Source organism: Herbaspirillum sp. WGmk3 (assembly GCF_023952535.1).
In the GTDB taxonomy this organism is placed as follows: domain Bacteria; phylum Pseudomonadota; class Gammaproteobacteria; order Burkholderiales; family Burkholderiaceae_D; genus Herbaspirillum; species Herbaspirillum huttiense.
In genome coordinates this window covers 941,097-967,603 of record NZ_JAKYWT010000002.1, presented here as the reverse complement: position 1 = coordinate 967,603, position 26,507 = coordinate 941,097, and the positions used below count along the sequence as shown (strand labels likewise).

21 protein-coding genes are annotated in these 26,507 nt (G+C 61.1%); 16 read left to right on the top strand and 5 right to left on the bottom strand.

Translation table 11 applies throughout. The features are described from left to right. The first annotated feature begins 72 nt into the window (after positions 1-72). Together MKD49_RS10210 and MKD49_RS10205 are read left to right on the top strand one after the other, a co-directional pair. Positions 73-597: a GNAT family N-acetyltransferase gene (locus MKD49_RS10210; RefSeq protein ID WP_252696203.1), complete on the top strand. Its 525-nt coding sequence runs from the start codon at positions 73-75 to the stop codon at positions 595-597. Between the two features lie 225 nt (positions 598-822). Further along, a complete protein-coding gene (locus tag MKD49_RS10205; protein WP_252696202.1) occupies positions 823-1,905 on the top strand; it encodes a collagen-binding domain-containing protein in 1,083 nt (360 codons plus the stop codon). Positions 1,906-1,986: 81 nt separating this feature from the next. Here the strand turns inward: MKD49_RS10205 and MKD49_RS10200 are convergent, their stop codons facing one another. Further along, the gene (locus MKD49_RS10200) at positions 1,987-2,589 is read right to left on the bottom strand and encodes a phosphatase PAP2 family protein (protein WP_209580736.1); all 603 of its coding nucleotides are present in this window, start codon (positions 2,587-2,589) and stop codon (positions 1,987-1,989) included. Positions 2,590-3,035: 446 nt separating this feature from the next. Between MKD49_RS10200 and epsL the strand changes: the two genes are divergently transcribed. The 8 genes from epsL (at position 3,036) to MKD49_RS10160 (ending at position 13,133) form a co-directional block, all read left to right on the top strand. Next, positions 3,036-4,226, top strand: a complete 1,191-nt coding sequence (epsL, locus tag MKD49_RS10195; RefSeq protein WP_134135224.1) for an XrtB/PEP-CTERM-associated polysaccharide biosynthesis outer membrane protein EpsL — start codon at positions 3,036-3,038, stop codon at positions 4,224-4,226. Positions 4,227-4,236: 10 nt separating this feature from the next. Beyond that, positions 4,237-5,646, top strand: a complete 1,410-nt coding sequence (locus MKD49_RS10190; protein WP_051057491.1) for an undecaprenyl-phosphate glucose phosphotransferase — start codon at positions 4,237-4,239, stop codon at positions 5,644-5,646. A 90-nt stretch (positions 5,647-5,736) separates the two neighbouring features. After that, positions 5,737-6,705, top strand: coding sequence for an EpsD family peptidyl-prolyl cis-trans isomerase (locus MKD49_RS10185; RefSeq protein ID WP_134135226.1), 969 nt, complete (start codon positions 5,737-5,739; stop codon positions 6,703-6,705). 77 nt (positions 6,706-6,782) lie between these two features. Continuing rightward, positions 6,783-7,568 carry a polysaccharide export protein EpsE gene (gene epsE, locus MKD49_RS10180; RefSeq protein ID WP_039786590.1) on the top strand — a complete coding sequence of 262 codons (786 nt, stop codon included), beginning with the start codon at positions 6,783-6,785 and terminating at the stop codon, positions 7,566-7,568. Between the two features lie 72 nt (positions 7,569-7,640). Next, on the top strand, positions 7,641-9,038 hold the full coding sequence (gene epsF / locus MKD49_RS10175; protein ID WP_252696201.1) for a chain length determinant protein EpsF: 1,398 nt from the start codon (positions 7,641-7,643) through the stop codon (positions 9,036-9,038). A 48-nt stretch (positions 9,039-9,086) separates the two neighbouring features. Continuing rightward, positions 9,087-9,965, top strand: a complete 879-nt coding sequence (gene epsG / locus MKD49_RS10170) for a chain length determinant protein tyrosine kinase EpsG (protein ID WP_051156604.1) — start codon at positions 9,087-9,089, stop codon at positions 9,963-9,965. A 30-nt stretch (positions 9,966-9,995) separates the two neighbouring features. After that, on the top strand, positions 9,996-11,639 hold the full coding sequence (gene xrtB, locus MKD49_RS10165; RefSeq protein WP_252696200.1) for an exosortase B: 1,644 nt from the start codon (positions 9,996-9,998) through the stop codon (positions 11,637-11,639). A gap of 78 nt (positions 11,640-11,717) precedes the next feature. Beyond that, a complete protein-coding gene (locus MKD49_RS10160) occupies positions 11,718-13,133 on the top strand; it encodes an O-antigen ligase (RefSeq protein WP_252696199.1) in 1,416 nt (471 codons plus the stop codon). A gap of 59 nt (positions 13,134-13,192) precedes the next feature. On the opposite strand, the gene MKD49_RS10155 is transcribed toward MKD49_RS10160, so the two are convergent. Next, positions 13,193-14,596, bottom strand: a complete 1,404-nt coding sequence (locus MKD49_RS10155) for an Atrophin-1 multi-domain protein (RefSeq protein WP_252696198.1) — start codon at positions 14,594-14,596, stop codon at positions 13,193-13,195. A gap of 511 nt (positions 14,597-15,107) precedes the next feature. Here MKD49_RS10155 and MKD49_RS10150 point away from each other — a divergent pair. The 5 genes from MKD49_RS10150 (at position 15,108) to MKD49_RS10130 (ending at position 22,211) form a co-directional block, all read left to right on the top strand. Continuing rightward, positions 15,108-16,298 (top strand): glycosyltransferase family 2 protein, encoded by a 1,191-nt coding sequence (locus MKD49_RS10150; protein ID WP_252696197.1) that lies wholly within the window; start codon positions 15,108-15,110, stop codon positions 16,296-16,298. A 10-nt stretch (positions 16,299-16,308) separates the two neighbouring features. Continuing rightward, entirely contained in the window at positions 16,309-17,469 is a 1,161-nt protein-coding gene (locus MKD49_RS10145; RefSeq protein ID WP_252696196.1) for a WecB/TagA/CpsF family glycosyltransferase, read from the top strand. Between the two features lie 133 nt (positions 17,470-17,602). Then, entirely contained in the window at positions 17,603-18,736 is a 1,134-nt protein-coding gene (locus MKD49_RS10140) for a sugar phosphate nucleotidyltransferase (RefSeq protein ID WP_039788631.1), read from the top strand. Continuing rightward, positions 18,736-20,163, top strand: coding sequence for a mannose-1-phosphate guanylyltransferase/mannose-6-phosphate isomerase (locus MKD49_RS10135; protein WP_252696195.1), 1,428 nt, complete (start codon positions 18,736-18,738; stop codon positions 20,161-20,163). Before MKD49_RS10140 ends, MKD49_RS10135 begins: the two co-directional genes overlap by 1 nt. A gap of 710 nt (positions 20,164-20,873) precedes the next feature. Next, the gene (locus MKD49_RS10130) at positions 20,874-22,211 is read left to right on the top strand and encodes a lipopolysaccharide biosynthesis protein (RefSeq protein ID WP_252696194.1); all 1,338 of its coding nucleotides are present in this window, start codon (positions 20,874-20,876) and stop codon (positions 22,209-22,211) included. A gap of 120 nt (positions 22,212-22,331) precedes the next feature. Here MKD49_RS10130 and MKD49_RS10125 read toward each other — a convergent pair whose 3' ends face one another. Genes MKD49_RS10125 through MKD49_RS10115 form a run of 3 tightly spaced genes read right to left on the bottom strand, consistent with a single transcriptional unit; the run spans position 22,332 to position 25,587 of the window. Next, the gene (locus MKD49_RS10125) at positions 22,332-23,261 is read right to left on the bottom strand and encodes a beta-1,6-N-acetylglucosaminyltransferase (protein WP_158601240.1); all 930 of its coding nucleotides are present in this window, start codon (positions 23,259-23,261) and stop codon (positions 22,332-22,334) included. Next, positions 23,258-24,208: a polysaccharide pyruvyl transferase family protein gene (locus MKD49_RS10120; protein WP_252696193.1), complete on the bottom strand. Its 951-nt coding sequence runs from the start codon at positions 24,206-24,208 to the stop codon at positions 23,258-23,260. The genes MKD49_RS10125 and MKD49_RS10120 overlap by 4 nt, the downstream gene beginning before the upstream one ends. Before the next feature lie 44 nt (positions 24,209-24,252). Beyond that, positions 24,253-25,587, bottom strand: a complete 1,335-nt coding sequence (locus MKD49_RS10115) for a lipopolysaccharide biosynthesis protein (protein ID WP_158601242.1) — start codon at positions 25,585-25,587, stop codon at positions 24,253-24,255. Positions 25,588-25,960: 373 nt separating this feature from the next. On the opposite strand from MKD49_RS10115, the gene MKD49_RS10110 reads away from it, so the two are divergent. Then, positions 25,961-26,482, top strand: coding sequence for a serine acetyltransferase (locus MKD49_RS10110; RefSeq protein ID WP_252696192.1), 522 nt, complete (start codon positions 25,961-25,963; stop codon positions 26,480-26,482). The last annotated feature ends 25 nt before the right edge of the window (positions 26,483-26,507 follow it).

Sequence of the window (26,507 nt, the reverse complement as noted above, 5' to 3'; positions counted from 1 at the left end):
CTGGTCCTCATCGGCCACCGTGTGGCGTGTTCATTTCCGGGGTGCTCCCGGCCAACAGACGGAGATCCCACCATGAGTCCTTATCAATGGCGTCCGATGCGGGCGGCTGACCTGCCGCACGTGATGGCGATCGCTGACTTGGTTCACGCTGGCTATTTCGAAGCAGAAGAAGTCTTCGCAGAACGTCTGGCCTTGTTTGCGCCTGGCTGCCGGATCGCCGTGCGCGGCGGGCAAGCGGACGGCACCGAGCAGGTCATCGGTTACGCCTTCATGCATCCCGCTCGCCTCGGTGTGCCGCCATCCCTCAACAGCTTGCTGAACGGACTGGATACTGCGGCCGATTGCCTGCATCTGCATGATGTCGCGCTCTTGCCGGCGGCACGCGGCTCCGGGCTCGGGCGGGAGTTGGTGGACGATCTGTGCCGGGTGGCTGAGCAGGCCGGACTGCCGATGGCGACCTTGGTGGCGGTGCATGCGTCAAGTGCCTACTGGCGGGCAGCGGGATTTGCCGAGGATGGGCAGGCGCTGGCAGGGAAGGGCGGGAGTCTGGCCAGCTATGGCGAGGGCGCGCTCTACATGTCCAGGCGGTTACGCTAATACCGGTGCTTGCCTTGGCGGAAGATTGATTGTTGTCACTGTGGCAAAAAGTTGACGCTCACGCGTTAACGAGTTTTTCACTTGATCAATCGACAACTGTTGTCTTAAAATTAATGAAAAATTTACAACAGTTTGCTTGGATTTGCGTTTTCCAAGCACATCAATTCACTTCCGCCACCTGATCTGACAAGCGAAGGCGGCATCCGTTATAAGGGGTAACGTTCCATGTCGCGTCTTTCCAGGTCGGTGCTGGCCGGTGTTGCTGTCTTGCCTTTCCTTTCCCTTGGTGTGAGTGCCGCTGCGCAGGCCGCCGTGGCCCCGCTGACTGGCGCTGAAGCGCTGCAGCAGTTCAACCTGGTGGTGCTGGGTAATGCCACCTCCAATTCGCACGTCGATGGCCGGGCCTGGATTGGCGGTTCGGTGACGGGCGGTGACTACGTGCAGCACTCCGGCAGCACGCCCGCATCGAACTATGCCGGTCTGACCGTGAGGGGGACGGCGAGCGGTCTGCATGTCAACGGACTGGGCTCCTATATTGGAGGCTCCTTCGTCGGCTCCACCGTCAACAGCGGTTCCAGCTATATCGCCGGTTCGGCGAGCGGCAGCAATCTGAATGGCCCTGCCTATGTGGCGGGCAGCACCAGCGGGGTCAACTTCAATGGCGGCCGCTCGTCGTCGCCGAGCACGCTGATGCAGACCAATGCCGATGCTGCCGGCTCGACCAATTTCAGCAACACGCTGACCAGTCTGTCCAATAGCCTCAAGACAGCCACCGCCAACAGCACGGTCTCCGTCGCGAACAACAAGGCCACCTTCAATGCCGTGGCCAACAACCAGGGTGTCGCGGTCTTCAATCTGGATAACACCACCAGTGCGTCGGTGTTCTCGGTAGGTGAATTTTCCTTCGCCGCCAATGGTGCCAGCACCATCATCATCAATTCCAGCGTGAGCTCGGCGGTCATCGGTGCCAACTTCCTGGGTGGACAAGCGCAGTCGTTGGGCAAGTCCATCGTCTGGAACTTCTACAATGCGACCAGCCTGATCATCAACAATCAGTTCGGCGGATCGATCCTGGCTACTCACGCCAGCCTGACCAACAACCAGAACATCGAAGGTGGAGTGTTCGTCAACAGCTTGACGCAGAACGCCGAGCTGCACCTGCAATCCTTCACCGGCAACCTGGCGGCAGTGGCCCCGGTCCCCGAGCCTGAGCAATATTTGATGATGCTGGGCGGCCTAGCCATCGTGATCGGTGTGGCGGCGCTGCGGCGTCGGCGCGTGGCGCTGCCCGCCCTGCGGCTCGCCTGATTGCGGCCCGGGGGAGGCATCAGCGGAAAGGCCGTTCAGTATGGACTGAGCGGCCTTTTTCTCGTAGAGCCGTTCAAAATGTCAGAGGGGGTCGTGGCGGACATAGACCTCGGTGCGGCCAGAGAGATTCTTGGCCAGTTCCTGCAGGAAACTTTGTGTCGGTGCCGGCTTGTCGAAGCCGGTCATCAGGAGGCCTGCAGCGAGGGCGAATGGAAGCAGAAAATGGCGCAAAGCCGGTGCCGGCTCGCGCAGCGACAGGCCAAAGGTCCAGGCCGCGCTGGCGCCGACCAGTAGTCCCAGCAGCACTTCCGATTCCGAATGCACCTTGATCATCAGCCGGGACAGCCCGACTGCCGTCACGAGGAGCGCGGTGATGGCCAGGATGGTGGTGCGCCAAGCCGGCGTGCTGCGTCGGGTCAGCAACAGAGCGACGGACAGATAGAGTGCGCAGGAGGAAGCAGTATGACCGCTGAAACCGGTGAAATTGAGCAAAGGTGGCCGGATATCCCAGCCCATGAAGAGCAGCTTGCTGATCACCACGATCAACATCGCACCACCAAATGAAATGAGCCAGGCCAGCATCGGCCGCCACAGTCGGTTGACGGCCAGCCAGAGTGCCAGGATGCATGCACCGGGAACGGTGATGGCGCTGTCGCCAAGAAAAGTGATGGTGTGCCAGTTCATGAAAAGGGGGATCAGCGGAGCGATTGCGTCAGCGATCTTACTCGCTTGCGCGGTGCGGAGAAAGCGCTAGGACTATTGCTGTCCTATAAACGTTCAGTTTTTTGTTGCGGTGCGATATATATCGTTTACGAATTTTCATGAGTTTGTTGCCAATCTTTACATTTACCGTTTCTCCTACAAAGTCACGCTACCTTGTCTGATTGCCGCTTTTGGACGGGCGTGTATCCTTGTTGGTCTGCTTTCTGACCGGCAATGTTTTGCATAAATTTTTGCCTAAATTTCGAAAATGATGCATGATTACTTCTAATTTTTTTCGTGTTGCACTGCAACAATACGGACTCCAAATATTGCCATTGTTTTAAAAGTAAAACTAGAAAAAGAAAGGGCTCTGATTCGTGAAGCCATGGCAGTTTCGCATTAGCAGCGGGCGCAGGACTCAAGTGCAGATGTGCGCTCTGCTGGTGTCCGTGACATGCCCGCTGGCGTACGCAGCCGACCCGGGCCAGGTGGTCGTGCCGTATGTGCAGTACAGCTACTTGCATGATGACAACGTGCTGCGCCTGAGCGGACCCGACGCCGCCGTGTCGGCGCTCGGTGCGCCAAAGTTGTCCGATTCGGTGCAGAGCCGGACTGCCGGCCTGAAGCTGGACCGTGAGCTGAGTCGCCAGCACGTGACGCTGGACGCCAGCGCGACAAAGAATACGTACGATTATTTCTCGCAGTTTGACAATGATGCGCGCGATCTGAAAACCAACTGGAGCTGGTTTTTGGGGGAACGCTTTTCGGGCGACATCGGCTATGTGTATTCCAAGTCGCTCACGCCCTTCCAGAACTTCCGGATATTGGGTCTGAACATTCGCACCATGCAGACCAAATATGCAACGCTGGCATGGCAATTGCACCCGGACTGGACAGTGCGCAGCCAGGTCTCGCATTTCGCGCTGGGCTACGACCTGAATACGCAGCAGGCCAACAACTTCAGTCAGAACCTGGCTGAACTGGGTCTGGATTACAACCCGCGCAGCGGCAGCGTGGTCGGCGTGCAGGTGCGCAAGACCGACGGGCGGTATCCGAATGACGTGCTGGTGGGTACCGAGTCCATCAACAACTCATTTACTCAGGAAGACTACAAGCTCAAGGTGATCTGGCTGTATAGCGCCAAGACCAAGCTGCAGTTCCTGGGCGGCCTGACCCAGCGGGATCGCAAGTCGCCCACGGGTGGCGGCGGTTACCGCGGTTTCAATGCGCGTCTGGTCGGCGACTGGGCCGTCACCGGCAAGACCGGTTTCGTGGCCAACCTGTGGCGTGAAATTGGCGGCGTCAACGACGTCGATGCGAATTTCGCACTGACCACCGGTGCCAGCCTCGGTGCGACCTATCTGCCGACGGCCAAACTCCGCGTGGAAGGTCTGGTGGATGTCGAACGGCGCAACTACAACGGTGCCTCCATCGTCACCGGCGTGACGCCATCGAGCCGCCGGGACAGCTACGAGAAGGCCAGTCTGAGCTTGACGTATGCGCCGACGACCTCTTTGTCGATCTTGTTGGCGGTCTATCGTGAGAACTTGCAATCGAACATCAGCAACTTTGGCTATGTGTCCAACGGCGTATCACTGACTTCGCGCTATGAATTCTGAGGCTCCAAAAATGAGTGACCTGCATGACGGTCTGCCGTTGGCCAATGTCAAGGCCAATACCATCACGATGGTATTCAAGCGCTTTGTCGAACCAGCCCTGATCGTGGCTTACCTGTGGGTGCTGGTGCGCCTGCACGGTCATGCATTCAACGGGGATTATTGGGTGCTGGCCATCATGGCGTTTTTCCTCTCCTCCTATTTCTTCACCGAATTCCACGAGCGGCGTCTGCGCCGCAACCCCAAGGGGCCGTCGATCATTTCGCCCGTCCTGGACTGGCTGGCGGTGGCAGCGGTGCTGGTCGTGGTGGCGTATATCTGTGAGTTCTATCAGCAGTTTTCGCTGCGCGCGATTTTCTTCTGGGTGGTCACCACGCCGGTGGGCCTGATCATCTCCCAGCAATTGCAGTCGCGCGTGATGCGCGACTTGCACAGCAAGGGAGAAGTGCGCAAGGCCATCATCATCGGTGTCAATCCGGCCGCGCTGAAGCTGGCGGATCGCGTCGAGAAATATCCTTCGCTGATGATCAAGCTGATGGGATTCTTCGACGACCGCGAGCTCAATCGCCAGCCGGCAGGTACCTTCACGCCGCTGCACGGCAAAATGTCGGACGTGGCTGCGTACGTGCGCGAGAACAACATCAACATGGTCTACATCAGCATGCCGATCTCGGCGCAGCCGCGCGTGTTGCAGATGATCGACGAGTTGCAGGACACCACGGCCTCGATCTACTTCATTCCCGACATCTACATCTTCAACCTGATCCAGGCGCGCTTCGATTATGTCGGCGGGATGGCGGTGATGGCCATCTGCGAGACGCCCTTTACCGGTACCAACAACATCGTCAAGCGCATCAGCGACCTGGTGCTGGCCTCAGGCATCCTGCTCATGCTGCTGCCGGTGATGATGGTCATTGCCCTGTGCGTCAAGCTGACCTCGCCTGGCCCCATCATCTTCAAGCAACGCCGCTACGGGCTGGATGGGGAAGAGATCGTGGTCTACAAATTCCGCTCCATGACGGTCATGGAGGACGGCGGCAAGGTCACCCAGGCCACCAAGGGCGACATGCGCCTGACCAAGATCGGCGGCTTCCTGCGCTCCAGTTCGCTGGATGAATTGCCGCAGTTCTTCAACGTGCTGCAGGGACGCATGAGCATCGTCGGTCCGCGCCCGCACGCAGTGGCTCACAACGAGTTGTACCGCAAGCAGATCAAGGGCTACATGCTGCGCCACAAGGTCAAGCCGGGCATCACCGGCTGGGCCCAGGTCAACGGCCTGCGCGGCGAGACCGAGACGCTGGACAAGATGAAAGCGCGTATCGAATTCGACCTGGAATACCTGCGCCGCTGGTCGCTGATGTTTGACCTGTGGATCATCTTCCAGACCGTGCGCATGGTGATCAAGCGCGACAACGCTTATTGATGGACAAGGCCTTCTCGCAGGGGAGGGGCAGCAAGCACCGGCCGCGGTAGCCGGCAACAAGTGACACAGAAAAGAAGAGAGCTTGGTCAAATGAAAATCGGGAAGGCAACAGTTTCATGGCAGCACAATGTCGCGGCGAAGGCGCTGGTCTCCGCGATGCTTCTGGTGGCATTGGCCGCCTGCGGCGAGAAGAAGGCCGCGTCAGGTTCCAGCCAGGTGGTGGCCATTGTGGACGGTCAGGAAATCACCATTCACCAGGTCAACAATGAGCTGGCCAAGACCGGCGGCACGCAGGTCACCAAGCAGCTGCTTGACGGACTGGTGGCGCGCCAGCTGATGATCAATGCCGCCAGGAAGGACAAGCTCGACAACGATCCGGCCGTGGTGGCCGACATGGAGCGGGCACGCAACCTGGTGCTGGCGCAGAGCTACGTGGCCGGCAAGCTGAAAGCCCCGGTTCGCCCGTCGGATCAGGAGATCGAGGATTTCTATCGCAAGAATCCCGATTGGTTTGCCCAGCGCAAACAATATGAATTTGCCCAGTTGATCATCGCGGGGACCAGCCTCACCCCCGAACTCAACGCCCTGATGGACCAGCCCGGCAAGCGCCTGGACGATGTGGTCGGCTGGCTGGATTCGCACCGGGTGCAGTATGCGCGCCAGCAGGTGGTCAAGACTTCGGCGGATCTGCCGCAGCAGATGAATGCCAGCCTCAAGACCATGGAGCGCGGCACCATGTTCGTGGTGATCGAAGGACCGACGGCCATCCTGACCTCCTTGCAGGACGTCAAGAATGTGCCCATGACGCTGGCGGTGGCCTCGCCCCAGATCGCCCAGTATCTGGTGACCCTGCAGCAGAATCAGGCATCCGAGCAGTTGGTGGAACGATTGAAGAAGGACGCCAAGATCGAGCTCACCGAGCAGGCCAAGTCGTTCAAGGATCTGAGCGCGGCGGCCCCGGCGGACAAGGATGGCGCAGCCGCGCAGGGTAGCCCTGGCAAGGATGCTGCTTCAGCGGACAGCGAGGCGATCAAGCGCGGCGTCGCCGGTTTCAAGTAAGCATGGATCAACAACGGGCGTGCAGCGCCTGAATCAAGAACCTCAAGAACCTGATGTATTGCGGAGTAATGACGATGATGAGAAAAATAGTATTCCTGCTGATCGGTCTGATGCTGTCCAGCGTGAGCCTGCTTGCGCAGGCCGACGATATCCTGCTCGGGCCGGGCGACGTGATTCGCGTCAAGGTCTATGGCAGCGATGACCTCAGCCTGGAGACCCGCATCAGCGAAGCCGGCGTGATCAGCTTCCCGCTGGTGGGCGAAGTGAAGATTGGTGGCCTGTCCACCGCCCAGGCCGAGACCAAGATCGCCGGTCTGCTCAAGAAGGGCGGCTATCTGGTCAACCCGCAGGTGAACATTCTGGTCACCGTTCCCCAGAGCCAGATGGTGTCTGTGCTGGGACAGGTGTCCAAGCCGGGACGCTACCCGCTGGATGGCAAGCGCAACGTGGCGGACGTCATCGCGCTGGCCGGTGGCGTGACGCCTGATGGCGGCGACGCCGTGACCATCGTGCGCAAGAACGGCGGTGCGGTCAGCAAGCAGCTGGTGGACATCTACAGCATCACGCACAGCGGCGACACCTCGGAACTGCCGGAGGTGCAAGCCAATGACGTGATCTATGTGGAGCGTTCGCTGCGTTTCTACATTTACGGTGAAGTGCAGCGTCCGGGCATGTACAAGCTGGAACGCGGCACCACGCTGCTGCAGGCGCTCTCCGTGGGGGGCGGCCTGACCCAGCGCGGTACCGAACGCGGGCTGGTGGTCAAGCGCCAGGTGGATGGCAAGCTGGAGGAGCTGCACTTGAACAAGGACGACCCGCTGCAGGCCGACGACGTCGTCTATGTCAAGGAAAGCTGGTTCTGATCCGGCACCCGGCTGCAACGCACATGATTTCCCATTTTGCTATCGCAAACGCCAACCAGGAGGCGTGATCCCATGAATCTTTCTCAATTTGTTCTGATCCTGCAGGCCCACCTGCGGGTGATCCTGCTGATCCTGTCGATCACCGTTCTGGTGGCGCTCGGTATCAGCCTGACCCAGTCCAAGCAATACAAGGCGACCTCGTCGGTGGTGCTGAACTACAAGGCCTCCGATCCGGTGACCGGCCTGGTGGTCGCGCCCCAGGCTTTGCCCGGCTTCATGCCGACCCAGGTAGCCATCATCAACAGCCCGTCGGTGGCACTGGCTGTCGTGGACAACCTGAAACTGGCGCAACAGCCTGCGGTCAAGGCTGCCTTCGACGCCCAGAATCATGGCGATATGGATATCCGCAACTGGCTGGCCGGCGTGCTGCTGGCAAAACTGGATGCGGTGGCCTCCAAGGAAAGCAGCGTGATCGACATCACCTTCCGCGCTGATGATCCGCAGTTTGCGGCACTGGTGGCCAATGCCTTCGCGGCCGCCTACCAGCAGGTCAGCATGCAGCTGAAGCTGGACCCGACCCGCAAGGCGTCGTCCTACTTCAACGACCAGACCAAGCTGTTGCGCGATGCCTATGAGCAGGCGCAGGCCAAGCTGTCGAAGTACCAGGAAGAGCATGGCATCACCAATCTGGACACCCGTACCGATGTCGAAAACAACCGCCTCAACGACCTGTCGACCCAGCTGGTGATGGCCCAGTCGGCCCTGGCCGAGGCGCAGTCTCGCAGCCGCCAGGCCAAGGCCGGTGGCGCTGCCGAATCGCCGGACGTCAATGCCAGCGGCCTGATCCAGACCCTGAAGTCCAACCTGGCCATCTCGGAAGCCCGTTTCGAGCAAGCCTCCAAGCGTCTGGGCGTGAACCACCCGGACTATCTGGCGGCCAAGGCCGAGCGTGATGGATTGCGCGCGCAACTGGCTAATGCGAGCGCCGCCATTTCCGCCTCGGTGGGCGGCAATGCCACCATCCTGGCCAAGCGCGAATCCGAGATCCGCGCCGATTTCGAAGCGCAAAAACGCAAGGTGCTGGAGATGAACCGCACCCGTGACGAACTCGCCGTGCTCAGCCGTGAACTGGAAAGCGCCCAGCGCGCCTACGAGATGACCTCGCAGCGCTTCGCCCAGACCAGCCTGGAAGGCCAGTCCAACCAGTCGGATATCTCGTTGTTGTCGGCCGCCGTCCCGCCGGTCAATCCGTCGAGCCCGCGCATCCTCATCAACCTGATCCTGGCCATGTTCGTCGGCGGCATCCTTGGCGTGATGACTGCGCTGGGCCTGGAGCTGACCAATCGCCGGGTACGTTCCGAGCAGGACCTGGTGGAAGAGCTGGGGCTGCCGGTGCTGGGTTCGATCACTCGCCCGGTGACAAGCTCGTCTCGCCGCCGCTTCGGATTCGGACGCGGCAAGCCTGCCTGATCCGGGCCCGTTTTCATCGCCAATAAAAACAGATACCGCGGGAATAACATGACTACAGCAACGTTGACATTCACTGAAGGCACCTCGCTGCCGAACCGCTCCATCGGCGCCATCCTGGTCGACAGCGGCAAGCTGACTCCCGAGAATGCGGAACGCATTCTGCGTCTGCAGCGCGAGCGCGGCATGCGCTTCGGTGACGCCGCCATCCAGCTCGGCTTGCTGACGCAGTCCGATATCGATCAGGCCTTGTCGCGCCAGTTCGACTATCCCTATCTTCTCAAAGGCGAAAGCAAGGTCAGCGAGAAGGTGGTGGCGGCCTACAATCCGTTCAGCAAACAGGTGGAAGCCCTGCGCGCCCTGCGCAGCCAGCTCATGGTCCGCTGGTTCGACATCGACGGCAAGCACAAGGCGCTGTCCATCGTCAGCCCGGCCAGCGGGGAAGGGCGCAGCTTCATCGCCTCCAACCTGGCCGTGGTGTTCTCGCAGCTGGGCGAGCGTACTCTCCTCATTGATGCCGACATGCGTCAGCCCTGCCAGCACGAGCTGTTTGGCCTGGATAACCGCAACGGCCTGTCGGGCGTGATCGCCGGCCGCTGCAGCGCGGCCGATGCGCTCCAGCGCGTGCCGGATCTGCTGGACCTGTCGGTCTTGCCCGCCGGTCCGACCCCACCGAACCCGCAGGAATTGCTGGGCCGTCCCAACTTCACGCAGTTGCTGGGCGACCTGGTACAGGACTTCGATGTGATTCTGGTCGATACCCCGTCTGGCGGCCAGTATGCCGACGGCAACATGATCTCGGCACGCACCGGTGCCAGCCTGGTGGTAGTGCGCACCAACATGACCCACATCTCGGCCGTCCGTACGCTCACCGACAACCTGACCAGCGCACACGTGGCCGTCGTCGGCAGCGTCGTCAACGAGTTCTGATCTCCCGACCCTCCTGACGAGAACTGCAAGATGACTGCCCAGACCCTGCGCCCCATGCGTCAACAGCCATTCTCCGGCCTGCCCTGGCTGGTGGTGGCGGCGGGCCTGGCGGCCATGTACGTCCCCAGTTTCATTGACCTGTTCCATGGCGTGTGGGGCACCGAGCGCAATGCGCACGGCCCGATCGTGCTGGCCGTCGCGTGTTGCTATCTGTTCGTGCGGGTGCGCCAGCTGCATCAGGACGGGCTCATCGAGCGCCGTCCGGCACCCATCGCCGGCATGGTGTTCCTGTTGCTGGGCTTGCTGTGTTTCGTGCTGGGCCGCTCGCAGACCGTGCTCTTCATGGAAGCGGGATCGCTGATCCCGATCCTGATCGGCATCGTGTTGCTGCAGTTCGGGATCCGTACCTGCCGCCGCCTGTGGTTTGCCTTTTTCTTCATGTTGTTCATGGTGCCGCTACCGGCCTCGGTCGTGGACCTGCTCACCCAGCCGCTCAAGATCGGCGTCTCCTACGCCTCCGAACTGATCCTGCGTCAGTTCGGTTATCCGATCGCGCGGAGCGGCGTGATTCTCTACATCGGCCCCTACCAGTTGCTGGTCGCCGATGCCTGCGCCGGGCTGAACTCGCTGTTCACCCTGGAAGCGCTCGGCTTGCTGTACATGAACCTGGTGCGTCACCAGTCGCTGTTCCGCAATCTGGTGCTGGCGGTCCTGATCGTTCCGATTTCCTTCACGGCCAATACGGTGCGCGTCATGGTGCTGGCCCTGATCACCTATTACCTTGGCGATGCCGCCGGCCAGGGCTTCCTGCACGGGTTCGCCGGGATGCTGCTGTTCTTCGTGGCACTGGGCCTGATCATCGCGCTGGATAGCCTCTTGCGCTGGATTGCCGTGCGCCATGCGACCTGGCGCGGGCTGCCGGCGCCCGAGGCCGTGCCGCGCCAGCGCGCCGCTGCGGCCGCGCAGGACACCACGCAGTTTTCCATGAACCTGCGGCTCTCCATTGCCGTGGTGATCGCCATGGTGGTCTCGGTGGGCCTGGTGCAGTTGCTGGTGCCGCGTGAGGTCAACGTCGTCAAGAAGGGCAACTTTGCTACCGTCATTCCCACCCAGTTCGGGCAGTGGAAGGAAGTGCCGTCGCCGTTCCTGCAAGTCAACGTGGGTCTGGAGGATGGGACTGACCGCAGCACCGACCAGCCCTACGACGACGTGCTTGGACGCACCTACGTCAACAGCCAGGGACAGATGGTCATGCTGGCGCTGGCCTACGCCAAGGAGCAGACCCAGGACGTGAAGATCCACCTGCCCGAAGTCTGTTATGTGGCACAAGGATTCGTGTTGAGCGGCAAGGAGCGGGCCGCCATCCCGGTGCGGGCGGGCAGCCAGCCCGTCATGGGCTCGCGCTTCGTTGCATCCCGCCAGAACCGGGTCGAGGCGGTCACCTACTGGGTGCGCATCGGCGATGGATTCCCCAACGGTGGCCTGGCCGCACGACTGAAGATATTTGAAGACGGCATGGCCGGCCGGATCTCCGATGGCATCCTGGTGCGCGCCTCCACCCTGGTGCAAGAGGGAGCATCGCAGGCCGACGAGTTCGCCTTGCAACAGCGTTTCCTGGAAGACCTGCAGTCAGCCGTGGGTGCGGCCAACCCCGGCCTGCTGGTGCCGGCGTGAGCGCCTGGGTGATGACCGGCGTGGAATGTTCAGCAGTCGCGCAACGGGCAAGCTCGGCTTGCAGCGAAGGACAATGAAATGAGAAAAATCAATCTGGACTTGACCCAGCTGCTCATCCTGGCAGCCGGCGTCATGGTGGCCGTGCTGGTCGGCATGGTGCTGCCGGTGGCGGCAACCTTGCTGGGCGACAGCGTCGGACGTCTGGCGGCAGTGCCGGCGCTGTTCCTGCTGGGCGCCATCTTCGTCTTCAACAAGCGCTTGCTGCTGTTGCTGATCCTGCTGCTGCGCGCCTCCGGCGACGTCGTGCTGGAGTCCACGCGGGTAGGGGCCGGCGGCGGCGGTGCCGGCCTCGGCGGGGCCATCAATGCTCTGATCATTCTGATCGCGCTGCTCTTCTTCATCGAGCGGCCGCGCCTGCTGCCGCGCAAGGCGGCCGTGGCCTGGCTGATCTTCCTGGCATGGGAGGCGGTGTGCGTAGTGGTCTCGCCCAATGCTGCCGTTGGCCTGAAAACCGCGCTCTCGCTGTGCTCCTACTTTGCCGTGTTCGTCTGCGCGTTTTATATCGTGCGCACCGAGGATGACTTCCGCTTCATGGTGCGCCTGATGATCGGCTCGTCAGTCATTCCCGCCATCTACGGGCTGGTCAGCGTGGCGATGGCCGGTGGCGTGTCCGGCGGCTTCCGCCTGCAGAGTACTTTTACGCACCCGAACATCCTGGCCTTCTACCTGACCCTGATCATTTCTCTGGGTCTGTACGTCCTGAAAAGCCCGACCTTCAAGCTGAGCCAGCTGCAGCGCTTTGCCTTCACGGGCTATCTGGGCGTGCTGATGGTCTTGCTGCTGCTGACTCAGACTCGCAGTGCATGGGCGGCGGTTCTGGTGCTGTTCGTTCTGTACGGGCTGATGTTCGAACGGCGCTACCTGATCTACCTGCTGGTGCTGTGCTGCCTGTCCTTGCTGATCCCCAGCGTGCAACAGCGGATCATGGATCTGGACGGAGGCGGTACGGTGGTAGGCAACTACGCCAAGCTCAATTCGTTCGCCTGGCGCGTGCTGCTGTGGGAGAGCGCGCTGAACTGGATGTCGCCCAGCCGCTACCTGACGGGCTATGGCGTGGAAGCCTTCGGTTACTACTCGAACGTGTTCTTCCCGCTGTCAGGCAACTTCGAGTGGAAGGCACACAATGTGTTCGTCCAGCTGATTTTCGATATTGGCGTCATCGGGCTGGTGGCCTACCTGGTGCTGTTCTATCAGGCCTTCCGGGCGCTGCTCCGGCTCTATCCCAGGGATCGCCTGGGTGCGGGCATCCTGATTTGCGCACTGGTTCAATATCTGGTCGTGTCGGCCTCCGACAACATGCTCAGCTATCTGGCGTTCAACTGGTATTTCTGGATGGCGATGGGCATGGGCTGGTCGCTCTATCTGAATGGACAGCCGACAGACAAGGAAAGGGCGGGGCAAGCGTCGCGCCTGCCCGCAGCCCCTGCTGCCTGAGGGGCCATGATGGGTGGGCTGCGCCGTGCAGGTGCAGCCCACCGCAGCGGGCCTGGCCGTTATTCGGCCTTGATCAGCTCCGCTCCGACGGTCGAAGAAGCGCCGCCGCTCTGCGCGTAAATGATCAGTTGCGGGGTGTTGGCATTCCAGACGAAGGTCGTGCTCTGGCCATTGGCCAGGTAACCGGAGTCGGTAACCACCTTGCCGACCAGCTTGTCATAGATGGTCAAGCGCAGCTTGCCGCCACCTGTGGCACGCGCTGTCAGTTTGTACTTGGCACCCATGACCGGCTTGGCCCAATCGACCGGCTGCATGCCGCGATTGGAGTAATTGACGGCAATCGTGGAAGCACTGGCGCCGGAGATCACCACCGATTGCTGCCACGAGTCGAAGATGGCCTGGCCGCTGCCGGCTTGCAGGGTCCAGGCACCGCGCATGGAGAGCAGGTTGAGATTCTGGTTGGGCGTGAAGGCCTTGCCGTTGCCATCGATCCAGCCGCTGGCCCCGGTCACGCGGCGCAGGGCGGCACGGATGGTTTGCAGTTCGTTGGAGACGGTGGCATTCCAGCCGCCCGGGGAAGGATTGGCGCTCGATCCGATCTCGGCAAAGATGGCGAAGGGCGTGCCGTCGTTGGCGTCGATGACGTAGGCACCGTAGCGCTTGAGCGTTTCAGCGATGCGGCGCACTTCTTCGTTGGTGATCTTGGATGTGTCAAAGGAAGGCGGCAGCATCATCAGCGCGCCTTCCGGGAATGGACCGCTGTTGACCTTCGCCGCATTGACGTCGGCCGAGGTGGCCGGGAAAACGTAGGTGGGCTTGGCGCTCAGGCCGTTGTAGGTCATGGTCATGGCCAGCGCGTGCGGATAGTACTCCGGCTTGGCGGCAGCTTCGTGGATGCGGATCAGCCCGGCCGAAGCAGGTACGCCCGCCGCACGCGCGCCCTGGTAGTAATGCGCAGGATCAGGCCAGCCGGTGCCGTTCATCTTGGTCCATGCGTAGAGTCGTGCAGTCCATTTGCCGTCCTGCTGTTTCAGGCCCCAGAAGGAATGGATGATGCCGGTGGACGGGTCCGCGATATCGGCGTGAGCATCGCCGCCCGGGCCCGGCTTGGTCGCTGCCGGCCAGTGGGGAATGGTGATGTCGCGGAAGACCTCTTCGTCAGCGATCTTGAGGCTGTTGCTGCCGGTCGGCCCGGTCACGGTTACCGCCGGATCATTCGGACTGGCCAGGAACACGCCGGTCGAGTAATCGCCGTTGGTGATCAGCGGCGAATAGGTCGAGGTAGGGATGACGTCGTTGGAAAAAGTGGGATTGACCGGCCGGCTGTTCCACAGTGAATCCGCAGCGAAGGGTTTGAGGTAGCTGCCCCATTCCTGAGCCCAGACCGGTGCACTGGCCAGGGCTGTGCATCCGAGCGCCAGGAATAACTGGGCTTGGCGTAGCTTGCTGAATTTTCGTTGCATGAGCATTTCCTATGAAGTAGTGGTGGTGCCGCAGGGCAAGATGCTGCCTTGGGAATCAGTCTGACGCACAAAGCGCTCAACGGTTCGGTGCCCCTGAAAAGTATAGCGAGCCTGTCGCTGTTCATGGCGTAAAAAAAGCTGACAGGCCAGGTTCAGTTGAATGCGAACTTTTCATTTGATGGGCTCTCGAAGCGCAGCAACAAAATGTGTGCAAGTGCAGCAAATTTGTGGGGCGGATGCCGCATAATGTGAAAGATAAGGTGAGCTCTCCCTCTTGATGGGACTGGATTGATGTGATGTGGCAATGCACATTTTGACTGGTTCATTGGCTGCCGGTTGCGTGCCGCACCCCAGGCTCATCAGGAGCACGCAGCAGCAAGGCCAGTGGCTTGGGCTGCGTCTGGAAATGCGAGCCGCTTGGCTTTGGCAAGGCCTTCGGGCAGGGGCCGGCGGCTGGCCAGTGGCGCACGGCGCATGAAGGATTTTGAATCGGACGAGACGGAAAGAGACGATGTTGATAGGACTATTGCAAACGATACTGCTGCTATTCCTGGTGCTGCTGGCCATTCCGGTGACGGTATTGCTGGTGCAGGTGCTGGCGGCGCGGTTCGCGCGGCCCCGGTCGACGGTGCTGAGTCCGCTGCGTCCGCGCATCGCGGTGCTGGTGCCGGCCCACAATGAGGCGGGCGGGATTGCCGAGGTCATCGCCGGCATCCGTGCCCAGCTGGCGCAGGGTGACCGTGTGCTGGTGGTGGCGGACAACTGCTCCGATGACACTGCAGCCATCGCGCGCGCAGCCGGTGCCGAGGTCACGGAGCGTTTTCACGATGTCTTGCGCGGCAAGGGCTATGCGCTGGACCACGGTATCCGGCAGCTGTCGCAGGATCCGCCCGACGTGGTGATCATCGTGGATGCCGACTGCTTCCTGGGTCCCGATGCGCTGGACACGGTCAGCCGCGCCGCGGTGCAGTCGGGCCGTCCGGTGCAGGCCTTGTACCTGATGCATGTGCCGCAGGAATCCGGCCCGATGCGCAAGATCGCCGAGTTTGCGTGGGTGGTGAAGAATCATGTGCGGCCCCTGGGTTTCCAGCGCCTCGGCCAACCCTGCCAGCTGATGGGCACCGGGATGGCATTTGGCTGGCAGCAGATCGGACGGGTCGATCTGGCCACCGGTCATATCGTCGAAGACATGAAGCTGGGTGTCGACCTGGCCACTGTGGGACAGCCGCCGCTGTTCTGTCCGGACGCGCTGGTCTACAGCTACTTCCCGGTCAGCGAAAGCGGTGTAAGCACCCAGCGCACACGTTGGGAGCACGGCCACCTGAGCGTGATCCAGACCTATGTGCCCAAGCTGCTGCGACAGTCGCTGCGCCTGCGCAATGGAGCCCTGGCGGCGCTGGCGCTGGACCTGAGCGTACCGCCGCTGGCCTTGCTGGTCATGCTCACCGGCGTGGCGTGGCTGCTGGCCTTGCTGGCCGCGCTGGTCCTGGGCGGTACGGCGGCCCTTGGGCTGGCCAGCCTGATGCTGGCCGCGCTGGTGTCGTCGGTGCTGCTGGCCTGGTCCGGGTTTGCGCGCGATGTGATCAATCTGCGCCAGTTGCTCAGCGCCGTGGGCTATGTAGCACGCAAGGTGCCGTTGTATGTGAAGTTTCTTTTCAATCGTCAGGTAGAGTGGGTGAGGTCCAAACGTGACTCTGAATGAGCCTATTGCAGTGGCGTCCGCGCCAGTGGCTGCGCAGCCCGGCGCAGTGATCGATCCGGGGCCGGATTTCTCGCGCGAGGTGTATTGCATCCTCGGTTTGCCGTTCGACCTGGTCGATGTGCAGCAAGCCTGCGCGCGCATGCATCTGGCCAGCAAGGAACGCCGCCGCTGCTTCTTGTCCACGCCCAATCTGAACTTCGTGATCGCCTGCCTGCAGGACCTGCAGTTCCGCGAAACCGTCCTGCAGAGCAACCTGTCGGTGATCGATGGCATGCCCATCGTGTGGATTGCCCGCGCCTTGGGACTGCCCTTCACCGAACGCGTCTCCGGCTCGACCTTGTTCGACGCCCTGCGCAGTACGGCCGGCCGGGACGGTGTCGATCCCATGCGCATCTATTTCTTCGGCGGCTTGCCCGGCGTTGCCAAGCTGGCCTGCGAGAAGATCAACGCCGACCGCGGCGGCATGCAGGCGGTCGGCTATGAAACCCCGGGCTTCGGCACGGTCGAGGAGATGAGCAGCCCCGAGACCATCGCAGCGATCAACCAGAGCGGTGCCGATTTTCTCGTTGTGGCGCTGGCCGCCCGCAAGGGCCAGCAATGGGTGCAACGCAATCGCGATGCCCTGCAGGTGCCGCTGATGGGCCACCTGGGGGCCGTGATCAACTTCGTGGCCGGAACCGTGTCGCGCGCTCCGGTCTGGGTCCAGAAAACCGGACTGGAATGGGCCTGGCGCATCAAGGAAGAGCCGGCGCTGTGGCGGCGCTACTGGAATGATGGCCGCACCTTGCTGAAGCTGCTGTGGAGCGTCGTGATCCCGGCCGCGCGGGCGGCGCGCCGTCCGGCACCTGCCGCCGCGCAATTTGATGCGGCCGGCATGGAACTGAGGCTGGATCATGGCACCAGTGAATTGCTGCTGAGCGGTGCCATCGGCCAGCCCAACATCGGGCGCTGGCGCTCGCTGCTGGCCCAGGCCGCGCAAGGGCAGGGGCCGGTGGTGCTGGATTGCGCGCAACTGACCTGGATCGACAGCGCCGCCGTCGGTTCGCTGATCCTGCTGTATGCAGCCTGCATGGCTGCCAAGCGTCCCTGGGCGATCATCAATCCGTCGGCGTCGCTGCGGCGGCAGTTCGAGCTGATGTGCGCACAGTATTTGCTTGAGCCCTTGCGGTGACGTCGTCCCCGCTGTTCTTATTCCTGTCCTGGACAGAGGGGCTGCGGCATGAGCGATCTTCGTGCCGCGACCTGTGCCGGGCACCCGTTTTTCGATTCAACTCCATAGAGCAAGAAAGGCAAACATGAAAGCGATGATTCTCGCAGCGGGCAAGGGGACCCGCGTTCGGCCGCTGACCTACGCGCTGCCCAAACCGATGATTCCCATTCTGGGCAAGCCCGTGATGGAGTATCTGATCGAGCACCTGGTGAAATTCGGTATCCAGGACATCATGGTCAACGTCAGCTACCTGCATGACCGCATCGAGAATTATTTTGGCGAAGGCCAGCGTTTCGGCGCGCGCATCGGCTATTCCTTCGAAGGCTATGTGGATGACGACGGCCAGGTCTTCCCGGATCCCATCGGTTCGGCCGGTGGCATGAAGAAGATTCAGGAGTTCGGCGGCTTCTTTGACGAAACCACGCTGGTCATCTGCGGCGATGCGCTGATCGATCTGGACATCCATTCGGCCCTGTTCGAGCACCGCCGCAAGGGCGCGCTGGTCAGCGTGATCACCAAGGAGGTGCCGATGGAGCAGGTCTCCAGCTATGGCATCGTGGTGACCGAGCCCGACGGCAAGGTCAAGTCCTTCCAGGAAAAGCCGAAGCAGGAAGAAGCCCTGTCCAATCTGGCCAGCACCGGTATCTACATCATGGAGCCGGAAGCCCTGGAGCTCATCCCCAAGGACAAGTTCTTCGACATCGGCTCCGACCTGTTCCCGCTGCTGGTGGAAAAGCAGTTGCCGTTCTATGCCCAGAAGCGCTTCTTCAACTGGATCGACATCGGCAACGTCACCGATTTCTGGTCGGTGCTGCAGAGCGTGCTGAAAGGGGAAGTGGCGCAGATGTACGTGCCCGGCACCCAGATCCAGGAAGGTGTGTGGGTCGGACTCAACACCCGCATCGAGTGGGAAGGCACCACCATCGAAGGGCCGGTCTACATCGGAGCCGGTTCTCATATCGCAGCCGGCTCGACCATCATCGGACCGGCCTGGATCGGCCATGGCAGCCATATCTGCAGCGGCGCGAAGGTCATTCGCAGCGTGCTGTTCGAGTATACTCGCGTAGCCAGTGGCACCACCTTTGAAGACAGCGTGGTCTATGGTGCCTACAGCGTCACCCATGATGGCGCAATGAAGCATACGTCCGATCAGCCGGACGAGCAGTGGAACGACGCGCGCGACCGCCGTCTCAAACCACGGACTGGCGTGGATAACAGGAGCACCTAATGTCAATCACCAAAATCTATCCCGTCATCTTGTCCGGCGGTTCGGGAACCCGCCTGTGGCCGCTCTCGCGTGCCGCCTATCCGAAGCAGTTCCTGCCGCTCGTGAGCGAACAGACCATGCTGCAGGAGACGGTCACGCGTGTCGGTTCCTGGCCGGAAGTCCAAGCCCCGCTGATCGTCTGCGGCAATGAGCACCGTTTCATGATCGCCGAGCAGATGCGTGAAATCGGCGTGCGCCCGCTGGGCATCATGCTCGAGCCGCAGGGCCGCAACACCGCCCCGGCCGTCGCCGCCGCCGCCTTGCACCTGCAGCGCCTCGATCCGGAGGCGGTGATGCTGGTGCTGCCGGCCGACCACGTGATCAAGGACGTGCTGTCCTTCCATGAGGCAGTCCGCCGCGCCATGGCTTCGGTGCAGCAGGGTGCGCTGGCCACTTTCGGCATCGAGCCCACGCAGCCGGAAACCGGCTACGGATACATCCTGCGCGGTGGCGCGCACGGTGCCGATACCGGCAACTTCCTGGTGGATCGCTTCGTCGAGAAGCCGGATCTGGAGACCGCCACCGGTTTCCTGAAGCAGGGCGGCTATTACTGGAACAGCGGCATGTTCCTGTTCAAGGCGCGCGATTTCCTCGCCGAACTGGAATCCCATCGTCCGCTGATCGGTGCGGCCGTCAAGGAGGCGGTGGGCAAGGCCTACAACGACCTCGATTTCTGTCGCCTGGATGAGGCCGCCTTCGCCGCGTCCCCCTCCGAGTCGATCGACTACGCCGTGATGGAAAACACCTCGCGCGCCGTCGTGGTGCCCGCCAGCATCGGCTGGAGCGATGTCGGTTCATGGAGTGCGCTGCACGAAGTGCTGCCGGCGGATGCCGAGGGCAACGTGGTACGCGGAGACGTTCACCTCAACCAGGTCAAAAATACCCTGGTGCGCGCGGAAAGCCGCATGGTGGCGGTGCTTGGCGTGGAAGACCTGATCGTGGTGGAAACCGACGATGCCGTGCTGGTCGCCAACCGTGAGAAGGTGCAGGAAGTGAAGGCCTTCGTCGACAAGCTCAAGAATGCCAAGCGTACCGAGCACGTCCATCACAAGCGCGTCTTCCGTCCTTGGGGCAGCTACGAGAGCGTCGATTCCGGCGAGCGCTTCCAGGTCAAGCGCATCATCGTCAAACCGGGCGAGAAGCTGTCGCTGCAGATGCATTATCACCGCGCCGAACACTGGGTCGTGGTCAGCGGCTCGGCCCTCGTCACGCGCGGCGAGGAAGTCACCCTGCTCAGCGAGAACGAGTCCATCTACCTGCCTATCGGCGTGACCCATCGCCTGGAAAATCCGGGCAAGCTGCCGCTGCACCTCATTGAGGTGCAATCGGGAAGTTACCTCGGCGAAGACGACATCGTCCGTTTCGACGACGTCTACAAGCGCGCCTGAGGTCGCCGGACCGTTACCAGGGCCTGTTCACCTTAAATCTCGCAGATTCAAGGTGAACAGGCCCTGATTCTTTTGCCTTGCAGCCGGCTTCTCCGGCAGTGGCATCAGGAAACTGCATCACGCCCGATGGCTGCCATCGGGCGTTTTCTTTTGTGCTCCCGCCAACTTTCTTTTGCTTGACGCCCCCACAGCCGCCAGATTGGTGGCGATCACCGCTTGCGCATATCTTTACATGTTGCACTGCAATATATAAATGAAGGTTTGTCAGTCTTTTGTCAGTAAATGCGTACCTGGAAAACGCGAGTTTTATTAATTTGCGCGTTACTGGCTGCGGCGTCAGTGGCACGTCAGTGCGCTGTCAGTGCTTTGTCAGGAAGTGTGTTTCAAGAGGTAACAGTGCGTATAAAAACCGATCCAAGTGATTTTTTATTTGTTTCTGGACCGTTTTTTATGCGAGCATAACAATGCGTCAAGTTTGTTTTTATGACCACGAATTCTTTACTGTGCGTCGCAGCATTATGGTAAATTCCTTACCGCTCTTTACAGATGAGCTGCCGCCGTTCACAGGACTCCTGGCGTCGATGTCCGTTGCGTGCCACGCGCTTCGTGGCTCTGCCGGCTTCGTTGCCGACCTTGCGCAGCAGCTGAAGGCTTCTGCTTGTTTCTGACGCCGCTGCACGCGGTCTTCGATCCCATCAAATCCATACCCGATGTCCTTCAAAGAGATAGTCAAGTCTTCCGGAAGAACCCTGCTGACCACGGTCGGCGTGACGGTGCTCGGTTTTGCCATTTCTGTGTTGACCACGCGCATGCTGGGTCCGGAGGGGCGCGGACTGCTGTCGGGCTCATTGCTCATCATCGGCCTGTCGACGGCGCTGGGGCGCTGGGATCTGGCGTACAGCTACATCTACTTCCGCGGTACCGGGCTGTACTTCCGTCAGCGGCGCTTCGTATATCTGTCGGCGCTGGTGATCGGCGTCGGGACACTGCTGCTGGCCGCAGTAGGTGTCCGAATCAACGACAACGCCATCTTGCACCAGCACATCGCGCTCATTACCGCTTTTGCAGTGGTCACGGGCCTGCAGAATTACCTGTTCAACCTGTCGCAGCTGGAAACCTCGCTGGCCTTCCTGAACCTAACGCGCATTTCCGGAGCGATCTTCAACCTGGCCGCGCTGGGTGTGCTGTATTGGCTGTGCCGACCAGTGCAATTCGAATACATCCTGATCGGGCAAATGGTGTGTGCGCTGGTGCTCATCGCCATGTGCCTGCAGTGGTGCCGCCTCTACCTGTTCAGCGCCCGCCCGGCACCGGCCGAGCTGGCCAGCCTGCCCCGGGCGCGCACCTCCGACATGGTGAAATACGCCTTGAACCAGCACGGCACCGGGCTGGTGGCGCTGGCCATGACCTATTTCGACAAGGTCTACCTGCTCAAGGTCGGTACCATCGAGGAGTTCGGCTACTACACGCTGGCCTTCACCACCTCGCGCCTGATCGGTGCGATCCACGAGGCGATGAATACGGCCCTCTATTCGCGCTATGCCGGCAAGGAGGAGGGGGAATTGAATTCCAGCATCAACACGGCTTTCCGCTTCACGCTCGTGCCCATGCTGGTGCTGGCAGGGATTGGCTCGGTGCTGGCCCCGTGGCTGATTCGCCTGGCTTACGGCCCCAAGTTCGACTCGGTGACGCCGAGCTTCATCATCCTGATGTTTGAATGCGTGCTGTCGGGAGCTGCCTGGACCCTGGCCCAGCGTTTCAATGCCGGCGGCAAGCCTGGCCTGATTTTGCGACGCCATGTGCTGTCGCTCATCCCGCTGGTCCTGATGCTGCCCTTCCTGCCGAAGGAGAACATCTCCGTCTATCTGGCCCTGCTGATGCTGCTGGGTGCGGTGCTGCGGATGATCATCACGCTGGCGATGTATCCCTACGTGCTCAAGCAACCGGTTCCGCGCCTGGTCCCGACCATGGCCGAGATTCGCAAGCTGTTCGGCATGATCAAGGCCCGATGGGAGCGTCGCCGCCTGGGCGGCAATGAGTCTGCCTGAGTCAGTTCCCGGGCGGGTTGCGTGCCTGTCCCGGGAGAGTCACTGCAACTGGCGGACATGAAAAAACAGCCCTCGGCGCAGTGGCGGAGGGCTGAGATCGGCTGTCTGGCTGTCTGGTGTTCAGTGAGGGGAGAGGGTAGTCTGCGCCTTGCGCTGGTTGTTCTCCAGCAGGGTTTCGACGACCTGCCATGGCTCTTCGTTGAACTTGCGTGCAAACAGCACTTCGCCACCCGGCAACGGACAGTTGTGCCGCTCCGAAGCCATCACGACGGGCTGCGCGAAATGCGCCAGGTAGGATTGCGTCAAGGTTTCCGGGCTATCCCGTTTCGGCTGCCAGTCGGTATAGGTGATGCTTGGCTGCAGATCCTTGCCATGCTCCGAATTGCCCAGGATGGTCTGGAAAAAGAATTCATCAGGGCAGTCGACATGCTTGCAGAACGACGCCAGCCGGGGGTGCCGCCGGTGGTAGTCCAGCATGTAGCGGCAAGCCTCGCCCGTCACTGCCCACCATTGGGAGCCGGCCATGGGCTGCAGTTCGCCCAGCGCCTTGCGGTAATCGCGCAGCGGCGCGTAGCGGATGATCAGGTCCTGCAACTTCCAGCGGTAACGCATGAGCGGTCTGGCCCGGCGCACCCAGTAATGGGCCAGCCGGCCAATGCGCTTGCCATATTCTTCATTGGGCATCGGGTAGGCTTCCATGAAGTTCGCATCCGCCTGGCGCTGGAAGAAATCTTCGATGTACGACCTTGGCTGGATCGGCAGGGTGCTGCCGCTGAGCAGAACTACGCGGCCGGTTTGCGGCTCGTGCTGCAGGGCCAGTTCCATCATGTTCAGGGTGGCCTGCACCAGCGAAAAATCACCCCATGCCCCGTTGATGCGCTTGTCGCAGAACAGGACCCGCGGCATCGCGCGCAGCCGTTCGAACTGCGTGATATCGGCCTTGCTGTCGATGTGCAGAACGAAAGTGGCACGCTCGCTGGAGAGTTCGGCAATCAGCCGTTCCAGTAGCCTGGGGTTGTTGTGCGCGAGGATGAGGTAGGCGATTTTCACGTGCTCTCCCGCACCAGCGTGGTCAGCGGGCTTTCGATGGTCCACTGGTTCATGTAGGTGGAGTTCTTGCCGTAGCTGTTGTCGATGACGACGTGTTTCTTGTCCATGAGGCAGGCCAGGATGTGGCCGTGCAACCGGTCGGTGACCACGCTTTCATGGTCGGCGAACACCTTGATTGCCTTCTTCACGTAGCGCCGCGAAACCGGAGCCCAGTACCACTTGGCCAGGGCGGTCAGGCCGGAATGCCAGCCGTGATGATTGAGTCGCCACTCGAGCTTCTCGAAGAGATTGATCAGCTTGCGATCTTCCCCGATGACTTCGATCCAATCGGTCGTGGTCCGGATCGACAGCTGGCGCAGGCTTTCAGGAGTGTTGGGCTTTTCCTTGTCCACACGTTGAATGCGCACGATGCCCTGGCCTTGCTTGTCCGGGGTGGCGACAGGGTAAAGCTGATGCGCCATGTCCGGAACGAGATAGACGTGGGGGGTGAACTCGTAGGCCATCTTCTGGGAAACCAGGTCACGCACGAAAAGATGCAGATCCGGGTGCCTGGAGAGATTGGCTGCCGATTGTGCCCGTGCCGCGTCGGACGAGAAGAACAGCGTCTGCGGCATCAGGATGATCTGGTTGCCGGGGAAGTCCATGATCACTTTTTCACGATCCTGGTGGATGTGGCCATAGAGGTCACCGAAGTTGCCACCCCCGTGGAATACGAGGACATCGCCAGGTTTGACCCACTCGTGCTTGAAGGAATGCGTGGTCGAGATGGTAGCGGGCTTCAGGTGATTGGTCTCGAAGAACCGCAGGGTCCCCAGCATGATGAGCAAGTCCCCAATGTTGTCGTGAATCGGGATGTCGATGTAATGGAATCGCTTCCCCTTGAGCATCCCGGCGATGATTGCGTGATGTGCCTTGAGGCCTTCCATGACTTCAGAATGCTTGTTCATTACTTGACTTTCTTGTGACGAGATCGAGAGGGGGAATGAGCGGTTCATGCGGATTCTCCTTTATGCATACGGCGTTGCCACTGTGCGCGTGCCATCGCGATGACCTTGCGGACTTCATCGGCCGAGGGGAACAGGCGTGGAATGGGTTCATGCAGGACGTAGGGATAGATCACCAGGGTGATGGCCATGCGCAGCGACGCGCCCAGCAACATCAGCAGCGCCAGGTAGACCGCGATGTTTTCGCTCGGCAGGAAGGGCAGCAGGGCGACTACCGGAACGATCGAGATGAGCTGGCGCACCAGCACCAGTCCGGGCCGGCCTGCCGCATTGAAGCGCTGGGCCAGCGTCCAGCCGGCACCCGAGATCACGCATTCGAACATCAGGATGATGAAGGTCGGCGTCACCGAGGCGAACTTGGGGCCATAGACCAGGTGGATCAGCCACGGTGCCAGTACCGCACCGAGCGCGGCCAGCAGCAGCATGGGCAGCAGCGTGAAGCGGAAGGCCATGTTGATGCTGCGGCTGAGTTCTCCTTCTTCCTTGCCGGCATAGCGCGAATAAAGTGCGGTGTTCATGGCGTCGTAGAGCACCCCGATCAGACGCGAGGTGGTAAAGGCCAGCGAGTAGTAGCCGAACTCGACGATGGTCGCCACCTTGAGCAGATAGACCTTGTCGAAATTGGTCAGCGCCAGCCCGACCAGCACCGTGCCGTGCTGGTTGAAGGCGTACTTGAGCATCTGGCTGGTTTTTGCCTGCGGCGCGGCCGCTTGCTGCGGGTTCGGCGCAGCAGTGCTGAACACGTTGCTGCGTGCCCAGTTCAGGCACAGGCCGATCAGCAGCAGGGCGCATACCAGTTGCCCGATCAGGATCTGGACGAAATCTACCGGGCGCAGCAGCAGGTACAGCAAGCCCAGCGCCGTCACGTTGAGCAGCACACCGGCGATGCGGGTGACGTTGAGGAAACTCAGGCTCGGTTGCATCTGCGTCAGGTTGATCAGGTAATTTTGCAGCGCCGTGATGAGGGCGAAGCCGATGATCAGCGGCAGGTGCTCGCGCAGTTCGACGTTGTGGTTGAACATCAGTCCGACGAGGGCCAGCAGCGCGGCCAGCAGGCCGATGAACAGCGCCGACAGGAACACGAAACGTTTCTGGGCGAATTGTTGCCCGGCACCGCGATGGTAGATGTAGGTATAAGCCAGTCCGCAAGTGGCGATGGAGCTGGACAGGCTGATGATGAGCAGGGCACCGGAGAGCAGGCCGCGGCCTTCAGGGCCAAGGATGCGTGCCGTCAGTACGGAGATGATGAAGCCGATCGCGGTGACGCCGACCGTGGTGAGGAGTGTTTTGCCTGAGGATTTGACTATCTCTTTGAAGGACATCGGTCTGGACGAGTTGTAATGGTCTGGTCGCAAATACAAGAGCAGCGCGCACAGCACGCTGTTCTTGGACATTGCGTCGGGGGAGTTACCGGTGAAGAGGGTTCATGCCCTCCGTTATATTTTCACGTTGTCCGGATGAGCTTTCCGCCCGGAAACGCACGTGTGGCCTGTGTCCTGCCCCTAGCCAGCGCGTCGAATTTATCATATTGTTGCGGCGCACAGATAATATTGTGATGTGTAAATGGCGCTGATTTCAACCAGATTATTTTAAAAAATTGCTGCACTGAAAGAGAACTTTCTTTCATTTGAAGGCTCGGTGCAGCAGACAAAACAACATGCAGCTTTGCCAAGCGCTATATGAAAGGATTTTCCGATGAGCAAGGATCCTGACTGGGATGCCGACCTTCGTCGCTACAACATGCGCCGTCCTTTCCTGAAAGAGCAATCGATCTGGGCAATCTGGGTCTACCGCTGGGGCCGCCGCATCGAAGCCGCCCCGCCCGGGCTCAAGAGAAAGCTCAGCAATGTGTTCTACTGGGCGGCCTTCCGTTTCGTGGAAACCGCCTTTGGTATCAGCCTGCCCCGCACTGCCCGCATCGGACCAGGACTGCGCATCTGGCACTTTGGCAACATCTTCCTGCACGCCGACGTGGTGCTTGGCGCGGACTGCACGTTGCGCCAGGGCGTGACCATCGGCAACCGCAGGGAAGATGGTCCGGTTCCGGTCATCGGCGACAACGTCGAGTTTGGTGCCTATGCGCAGGTCTTCGGCGGCGTTCACGTCGGCGATGGCAGCAAGATCGGTGCCATGTCGGTGGTGCTGCATGACGTGCCGGCCGGTGCCACCGTCGTGGGCGCGCCCGCGAAGGTCGTTGCGCGCGAGCCGGCGGCTTGACCTGCCGCTGCGTTTCAGGCACCGC